Annotated in this window: 8 protein-coding genes; 6 read left to right on the top strand and 2 right to left on the bottom strand. The window is 62.6% G+C overall.

Annotation, left to right across the window (positions count from 1 at the left end; translation table 11 throughout):
* Positions 1-331 (bottom strand): universal stress protein (locus QZY44_RS24565; protein WP_295454337.1); only part of this gene is annotated, 331 nt, incomplete at its 3' end.
* A 67-nt stretch (positions 332-398) separates the two neighbouring features.
* Positions 399-1,853: a citrate transporter gene (locus QZY44_RS24570; protein ID WP_295454339.1), complete on the bottom strand. Its 1,455-nt coding sequence runs from the start codon at positions 1,851-1,853 to the stop codon at positions 399-401.
* Between the two features lie 185 nt (positions 1,854-2,038).
* Here QZY44_RS24570 and trkA point away from each other — a divergent pair, with 185 nt between their 5' ends.
* The 6 genes from trkA to QZY44_RS24600 all read left to right on the top strand — a co-directional run bounded on the left by trkA (position 2,039) and on the right by QZY44_RS24600 (position 7,686).
* Positions 2,039-3,442, top strand: a complete 1,404-nt coding sequence (gene trkA / locus QZY44_RS24575) for a Trk system potassium transporter TrkA (RefSeq protein ID WP_295454341.1) — start codon at positions 2,039-2,041, stop codon at positions 3,440-3,442.
* A complete protein-coding gene (locus QZY44_RS24580) occupies positions 3,442-4,896 on the top strand; it encodes a potassium transporter TrkG (RefSeq protein ID WP_295454343.1) in 1,455 nt (484 codons plus the stop codon). Before trkA ends, QZY44_RS24580 begins: the two co-directional genes overlap by 1 nt.
* 569 nt (positions 4,897-5,465) lie before the next feature.
* On the top strand, positions 5,466-5,966 hold the full coding sequence (locus QZY44_RS24585) for a hypothetical protein (RefSeq protein ID WP_295454346.1): 501 nt from the start codon (positions 5,466-5,468) through the stop codon (positions 5,964-5,966).
* 11 nt (positions 5,967-5,977) lie between these two features.
* Positions 5,978-6,463, top strand: coding sequence for a hypothetical protein (locus QZY44_RS24590; protein ID WP_295454348.1), 486 nt, complete (start codon positions 5,978-5,980; stop codon positions 6,461-6,463).
* 142 nt (positions 6,464-6,605) lie between these two features.
* A complete protein-coding gene (locus tag QZY44_RS24595; RefSeq protein WP_295454350.1) occupies positions 6,606-6,920 on the top strand; it encodes a hypothetical protein in 315 nt (104 codons plus the stop codon).
* 55 nt (positions 6,921-6,975) lie between these two features.
* Positions 6,976-7,686, top strand: a complete 711-nt coding sequence (locus tag QZY44_RS24600) for a hypothetical protein (RefSeq protein ID WP_295454354.1) — start codon at positions 6,976-6,978, stop codon at positions 7,684-7,686.
* Positions 7,687-7,873 lie beyond the last annotated feature (187 nt).

Raw genomic sequence — 7,873 nt, forward strand, 5'->3', positions numbered from 1 at the left:
CCTTGGTCACCTTGGCGACCGAGCCCAGGAACAAGGAGGCCAGCGCGCCGTGGCCGTGGGTGCCCATGACGATGTGGTCGCAGCCTAGTTGCACCGCGAAGTCGGCGATGGTCTCGGCGATGGGTCCGCAGACCACCGTCGCGGTGTAGGCGATTCCGGCCTGGTCCAGCAGTTCACGCGCCCCGCGCAGGTCTGCCTCGCCTTCGTCCTGTTGGATTTGCGCGATTTCCTCGGGGTTGAGGAAGCTGCGGACCTCCCAGGCGTCCGCTGGCGCGCGCACATTGAGTAGGTGGAGCTCCGGCGCATTGAGGCATTGCGCGAGTCGCATCATGTGTTGGACTGCCCTTAGGGCATGCTCGGAACCGTCGCAGGGGACGAGGAAGCGCATCATGACCTCATCAAGGTGGTGGTTCCCGGTCCGCGCGCGGCGGGTCGGTGCGCGGGCCGGGTTGCGGATCGGTGCAGCAGTGAGCCGGGGGCGTGATCGAAGGTCCGACCGCAGACGTTGGCGGATGCCAGCCGAGCACGATGGGCAGCATCGCGAAGCCCACCAGATAGGCCAGTGTCACATGCCAGCCTTGGCGGACCCAGTCCGCCACCGACCGGGCCTCGGGATACAGGTTGGCGATGGCCACCCCGGCGGAGCTGCCGAACCAGATCATGGAGCCGCCGAAGCCCACGGCGAAGGCGAGCCAGGCCCAGTCATACCCGCCCTGCTCGAGGGCCAGGGCGGTCAGCGGGATGTTGTTGAAGACACCAGAGACGAAGCCGATGCCGAGCGTCGAGGACCAGGACGCGGCCGGAAGCTCGGCCACCGGCATCATCGACGCGGCGAAGGTCAGGGCCAGTAGAAAGACGCTGCCCTTGAAGGCCTCCGGGAGCAGGGACCACTCGGGTTGACGCAGCCGGGCGGCCGCCAGGAGCGTTGCGCACACGGTGACGCCCAGAAAGGGGAAGCCGTCGGCCCAGGCGGTGAAATAGAGATTCACGAGCAGATTGACCGCGATGGCATTGATCAGGATGGCCGCGACGATGCCGACCCGGGGCCAGTCGATGGACACCCCCGCCGAGCTGGCCCGCTCGATCGGCGCGTAACGATCCTGCTGGATCGCGGCGACGATGCCGCAGACCAGCAGGGCGGCGCCCGCCGCTACGTAGGCGCGTGCCACATCGAGCGGTGCGACCCCCGAGATCCACATCATGGTGGTGGTGGTATCGCCCACCACGCTACCCGCGCCGCCGGCATTGGAGGCGGCCACGATGGCGGCCAGGTAGCCGATATGCACCCGGTGCCGATAGACGCCGCCGGCGATGGTGCCGCCGATCAGGGCCGCGGCGATATTGTCCAGGAAGCTGGACAAGACGAAGATCATGACCAACAAAACCAAACCGCCAGGCCAGCCGGCGGGCAGGAAGCGCGGTAGCACCAGCGGGATGCGGCTGTCCTCAAAGTGACGGGCCAGCAGTGCGAAGCCGAGCAGCAGGCCGAGCAGGTTCGTGAGCATCACCCACTCATGGCTCAGGTGAGCGAGGAGCCCGGCCACGCCCGATCCCTCGTTGAAACCGGTGACGCCCAGCTTGAACGCGGTGATGGCCGCGAGCCCGCTCAGCGCGACCGCGAGGGTGCTGCGGTGAAAGATGGCCACTCCCACCAGGATAGCGGCAAACAGGAAAAATTCCACCGGGATACCGAATAGCTGGATGGTCGCGGGCGCGACCGCGGGCGCGGCGGCCAGGGCCGCGCTGCTTGGCAGCGCGCACAGTAAAACGCAGAGCGGCGCGACGAACCGGCGGTGGGCGCCGCTGGACGGGCGGTGGATAGGGTGCGCAGATGGGTGTGCGACGATCGGCATGGGGTGGGTCAAGGGTGCGTCGGCGGGGATAGGATTAGGTATCGGCCGATGATAGCCCGGGCCGCGTCGGATCGCGATGGTTTCGGCCCGGCCGGTGGCCCCGGGCCGGGGGACGCGGTAGCATGGCGCCCCCCAAGACCATGCCCACTCATTCTTAACTTAAGCGCCCGCAGTGTGAACCGCCTATGAAGATCGTTATCCTCGGCGCCGGCCAGGTCGGTACCTCGGTGGCCGAGAGCCTGGTCTCCGAGGCCAACGAGATCACCGTGGTCGATACCGACCTGGTGCGCCTGGCGCGCCTGCAGGACCGGTTGGATCTGCGCACCGTGGTCGGTAACGCCGCCCTGCCCTCGATTCTGGAGATGGCCGGAACGGGCGACGCGGATATGTTGATCGCGGTGACCCAGAGCGACCAGACCAACCTGTGCGCCTGCCGCACCGCCGCCATTCTCTACAAGACCCCCACCAAGATCGCCCGGCTGCGCTCGCCGGACTATACCCGCTACCCGGAACTGCTGGAGTCGAAGAACTTCGCGGTGGATTTCAGCATCTGCCCGGAGCAGATTATCACCGACTATATCGTCCAGTTGCTGGCCTTCCCGGAGGCGTTGCAGGTGCTGGAGTTTGCCGACGGACTGGTGAGTCTGGTGGCGGTGCGCGCCGTCCCCGGTGGCAAGCTGGTGGGGTGCCCGGTGTCCGATCTGCGCCGGCACATCCCCAGCGTGGAGGTGCGCATCGCCGCCATCTATCGCGGCGACCAGCCGACGATCCCGGAGGGAGATACCCTGATCGAGGCCGGGGACGAGGTCTTCTTTCTGGCCGCCACCCGCGACATCCGCCAGGTCTTGAGCGAGTGGCGCCGTCGCGACCGCCCGACCAAGCGCATCCTCATCGCCGGGGGCGGAAACATCGGGGAGCGGCTCGCCCTTGCCACCCAGGATCGCTATCAGGTGAAGCTGGTAGAGGCCGACGAACTGCGCGCCCGGACCCTGGGTGCGACCCTCAAGCACACCCTGGTGCTGGTGGGGGAGGGGGCGGATGAGAACCTGCTCTCCGCCGAGTCGATTGAGGAGATGGACTGCTTCCTCGCCCTGACCAATGACGACGAGAACAATATACTCTCAGCCCTGCTCGCCAAGGGGATGGGCGCGCGTCGCGTGCTGGCCCTGATCAACCGACGGGCCTATGCGGACCTGATGCAGGCGGACCGCATCGATATCGCCATCTCGCCCGCCCAGGTCTCCATCGGTTCACTGCTGGCCCGTGTCCGGCAGGGCGATGTGGCCGCGGTGCACAGCCTGCGTCGGGGGGCGGCGGAGGCCCTGGAGTTGGTCGTCCATGGCGACGGCAGCACCTCCAAGGTGGTGGGGCGGCGCGTCGAGCAACTGGACCTGCCCCATGGGGTGACGGTGGGGGCCATCGTGCGCGGGTTCGCGCCCGTGGCCGGTGGGACGGAGCGGCGGCGCGTCCTGATCGCCCACCACGACACGGTGATCGAGGCCGAGGACCATGTAATCCTGTTCGTGATCAGTAAGGACTTGGTGCGCAAGGTGGAGCGCTATTTCCAGGTGGGTCTGGGGTTCTTCTGATGTATTCGGTCCTGTCGGTCGCCAATGTACTCGGGCGCCTGTTGATGGTGTTCAGCCTGACCTATCTGCTGCCCATCGCCTGTGCCATGATCTATGGGGACGGGACACTGCTGACCTTCGTGTTCAGTATGATTGCCTGTGTGCTCACCGGTCTGCTGCTGGTGGGCCTGACCCGTCGCCACCGCACCGAACTCAAGGCGCGCGACGGCTTCATGCTGGTCACCATGGCCTGGACCCTGACCGCCGCCATCGCCACCGTGCCGCTGATGCTGCACCAGCAACTCTCCTTCACGCACGCCTTCTTCGAGACTATGTCGGGCCTGACTACCACCGGGGCCACGGTGATGGTGGGGCTGGACCAGGTGGCACCCTCCATCAACCTCTGGCGACATGCCCTGTGCTGGTTGGGCGGCATGGGGATCATCGTATTGGCGGTGGCCATCCTGCCCTTTCTGGGGGTGGGCGGTATGCAGCTCATGCGTGCCGAGGTGCCGGGGCCCATCAAGGACACCAAGCTCACCGCCCGTATCGGCGACACGGCAACGCTCCTGTGGGTCATCTATGCGAGCCTCACCCTGGCCTGCATCCTGGCGCTGCGGCTCGCCGGCATGAGCTGGTTCGATGCCGTCTGCCACGCCTTTGCGGCCCTGAGCCTGGCCGGCTTCTCGACCCGGGACGCGAGCCTCGGTGCCTGGGACTCGCCGCTCATCGAGGTCGTGCTCATCTTCTTCATGGTGCTCGCGGCGATCAACTTCGCCACCCATTACAGCGTCTGGCGACACCGCAGCCTCCGGCCGATGTGGCGTGACCCGGAGGCCAAGGGGGTGATTGGGGTCCTGCTGCTGAGCTGTGTGGGCTGCGCCGCCTATCTCTGGTTCAATGATGTCTACGCAAGCTATTGGACGGCGCTGCGTTATGTCAGTTTCAACCTGGTTTCCATCGCGACCGACTGCGGGTTTGTCAACACCGACTATAACCTGTGGCCCATCTTTGTCCCGCTCCTAATGCTGTTTCTTTCGTCGGTGACCGCCAGTTCGGGATCGACCGGCGGTGGCATCAAGATGATCCGCACCCTGATCCTGGTGCGCCAGTCGTCGCGGGAGGTCTCGCGCCTGATCCACCCGACGCTCGCCGCCCCGGTGACGGTGGGCGGGTCCCCGATCCCCAATAGCGTGGTCTTCGCCGTCTTGGGCTTCATCTTTCTCTACTCGATGAGCATCATCGGCATGACCTTCCTGCTCATCCTGGGCGGGCTCGACTTCCTCTCGGCCTTCTCGGCCGTGATCGCCTGTATCAACAACGCCGGCCCGGGTCTGGGCGTGGTGGGTCCGGCCAGCAACTTCGGGGTCCTGACCGATTATGAGATTTGGGTCTTGAGCGTCACTATGCTGCTTGGGCGCCTGGAGGTCTTCTCGCTCGTGATCCTGTTTACACCGCAGTTTTGGCGCAAGTAGGGGCCGCGTAGGGCGGAATCCGCCAACGCGGCCAGGGAGCCCGTACCCTTAGAACTGTTCGCCGCCTACGTGCATAGGCCTTCGGGGGTGGCGAAGTGCCGGTCTGGTGCCTGTAATCCGGCCGCTCAACTGTAGCAAGAACGGGCGGTCGGGGTCAGCGGTAACCACGAGTTATCGCGCCTTGTCAATGAAGATTTACTGATATAGTCGATAGGTCGGGTTGGTGGGGTAACCCAGATTCGGCGCAGGGGTTGCCGGACAAGCGGGTGCGTGGGTGAGCGTTGCCCGCGGGCGACTGCTGCCGCCCAAATCCCGTTGCCAGCCTCTGAAGAACAGCTAGAACATTTTCTGTCAGTTTCTTTTTCAGAATCTGGACAAGGGCGAAAGGGTTTGGGCGGCATGCTTCGGGATTTTAGGGCGTCATGCGGGACGATTGCCGCGTGACACCCTAATGACGCGACGAGGCAGTAGTTTCAGAGTGTTGACAAGGCAGGCGAAATTTGATCGACTAGCCCCGGCTCCCCAAGTCACGGGGTAATTCGTCCGGCGAAATCTAGTTAGCCGTCTCAATGACAAATACCATCAGCGTGTCCGCCCTCGAACGGGAATGCAAGACTCTGTTCACTGAGTTGGCTTCGCTTCAAGACAAGATACGAGAAAAGTTGTCGGCCTACGCGGATGGCAAGACACTAAAGGGTAACGAACTTGTCGGCTGGCTCGGCGAGATCTACGGAAAGCTGCTTCTTGATGGAAAGCTGGTTCACGATCGAGAGGAGCATGACTTCGTGTGCACTGACGGATCGCGCGTGTCTGTCAAGACCAGGAAAGGGTTTGGTACTGGATGGAAAACGCCGAAACAAAAAGAATCAGCGAAGCAAAAAGAGTACAGGGTCGTGTGGGAAATCGACGTGTCAGCCAAGAACCCCCGCGAAGCCGCCAAGCAGGCCCAAGACACGATGCGGGACAAGAACGCCTTCCCCTGGGTCTTCACCGTAACCCCCTTCAACCAAGTTGACAGGCTCAAGGGACTAATGAAGGACAAGACCGTTAAGGTGGACATGGACGAATAGGGGAGTATCTAATGGCAAAGCCAAAGCAGGAGCGGATTTACGAAGTTGCCATCAACCGCGTCGTCCTCGGGCAGAGAATAATCAGGGTCAAAGCCAAAGACGAAAAAGCCGCCAGGAAGGCGGCCCGCGAAGCGGCCGATGGCTTCATGTTCGCGGACAAGGAAGTTAAGTTCATCGTCCGCGTCAATGCCCTTTCCCTGGACCAGGACAGCCCCGAAAGGAGAAACGACATGAACAAGCAACGCCAGGAACTCGCCGAGAAGCTCCTGGACGAATTGGATGCCAATGACCTTGAAGAAGCGACCAGGTTGTTCCCCAAGTGCCGAGTCGCGGGCGAGGACCTTGATAACGCCACCACCCACATCGTCGACCAACTAATGCTCAAGACGGTCGAGATGGGCGACGATGCCCTTCGCGGGCTACAGGAACCCGATCTAAGAGACGAACTTGACGAACTGGTCAGGGAGCGCATAAAGAAAACGCCGATAAAGAAGTGATTGTGTTCCCGTGGTGCAACCTGGAGAGCATAAATTTTTCCTAAAAATTAGATCTCGGTTCAAATCCGAGCGGGAATACCAAATCGAGCCGGTGCCAGATTGCGAAGCAATCTGGCACCCCATTGGAAGCGGAGGCAATGCAATGATCAAAATGGAAATCAGGATCACGCAGCTTCGGGACAGCGGCACTGGCGGAACCTGGGCCGACGGAACGGTCGGCCCGTTCACCTTCCAGGCACTCGTTTTCAAGGATCACGCAGCCAGCAAGTCCTTCGAGCTCGGACGCTCCAGGATCAGCAAGATGCAGGTCAAGCTCCGCGGCCCCGAATTCCGCCCAGTCTTCAACTTCGACCGCGGCATGGACATCCCCGCAAAGACTGCGGACGCAAAAAACGCCGTCAAGCTGCTGACCGAGCAACTGGCGAAGCTGGTCTTCCCGAAGCGGGCTCACATCTAGCCAGTGCCAAAAACGCCGACGACAAGGCACCATATTGTAGTTGGAGGAGCCACCCATGCAAGCCATCGCCGTCGAGAACTCAAACAACAAGAAGCTCGGGGGAATGTCCACCACCTACGCCTCCCTGCAAACCTGCCCCAAGGATTGCCCGTTCCTGAAATCTAAGTCCTGCTACGCCATGATGGGCCCCTGCGCCGTCACTAAGGATCGCATCGGTGCCAAGCGGGCCAACTCAAAGCTCTCCATCGCCAAGCAGGAAGCCCGTGCCATCGACACCCTCAGCGGCCGCTGGCCCCTCCGCATCCACACCATCGGCGACTGCTCCACAGCGGCCGCGGCCAGGACCGTCGCCAAGGCCGCCAAGCGGTTCATGGCGAAGCACAACGAAGCCGCATACACCTACACCCACGCTTGGCGGACCGTCCCACGGTCCGCTTGGGGCAAGGTCTCCGTCCTCGCATCCTGCGAGACGGTGACCGAGGTAAGAGCGGCCAAGGCGAAAGGATATGCCGCCACCCTGGTGCTGGAAAAATTCGCCAGCGACTCCGTTCACTTCGTGAACGGAGTCCGCGTCATGCCCTGCCTCAAGCAAACGGGCAGGTCTCGCTCTTGCCTGGACTGCGGCCTCTGTATGAAGGAAGCCAGCCTCAAGAAGGCAGGCCTGACCATCGGCTTCAAGGTTCACGGCCCCAGCGTCAAGGCCGCCATGATGCTCGCGGCCAAGAACCCGGTGCCAAAAACGCCGAAGGCGAGCACCACATTGTAATCAGGAGGGACAAACGATGAAACGCAAAGCCAAGCTTCACAATTATTCCTTTGATGTCAACATGGAAGTCTGCATGCACGTCAAAGCCAAGAGCCTAAAAAGGGCAAAGGATGCCATAAACGCCATAAACGAAGAATGGAACGAAGAAGGGTGTGTCAATATTAATGCCCGCGTTTCCCTAGCCTCG

Origin of the sequence: uncultured Thiodictyon sp., from assembly GCA_903837595.1 — a bacterium.
Lineage (GTDB): Bacteria > Pseudomonadota > Gammaproteobacteria > Chromatiales > Chromatiaceae > Thiodictyon.

What these genes read in the sequence shown, in the direction of transcription:
- QZY44_RS24600 (WP_295454354.1), top strand. Translation starts at nt 6,976, where the DNA reads ATGCAAGCCATCGCCGTCGAGAACTCAAACAACAAGAAGCTCGGGGGA.
- QZY44_RS24595 (WP_295454350.1), top strand. Translation starts at nt 6,606, where the DNA reads ATGATCAAAATGGAAATCAGGATCACGCAGCTTCGGGACAGCGGCACT.
- QZY44_RS24585 (WP_295454346.1), top strand. Translation starts at nt 5,466, where the DNA reads ATGACAAATACCATCAGCGTGTCCGCCCTCGAACGGGAATGCAAGACT.
- QZY44_RS24570 (WP_295454339.1), bottom strand. Translation starts at nt 1,853, where the DNA reads ATGCCGATCGTCGCACACCCATCTGCGCACCCTATCCACCGCCCGTCC.
- QZY44_RS24590 (WP_295454348.1), top strand. Translation starts at nt 5,978, where the DNA reads ATGGCAAAGCCAAAGCAGGAGCGGATTTACGAAGTTGCCATCAACCGC.
- trkA (WP_295454341.1), top strand. Translation starts at nt 2,039, where the DNA reads ATGAAGATCGTTATCCTCGGCGCCGGCCAGGTCGGTACCTCGGTGGCC.
- QZY44_RS24580 (WP_295454343.1), top strand. Translation starts at nt 3,442, where the DNA reads ATGTATTCGGTCCTGTCGGTCGCCAATGTACTCGGGCGCCTGTTGATG.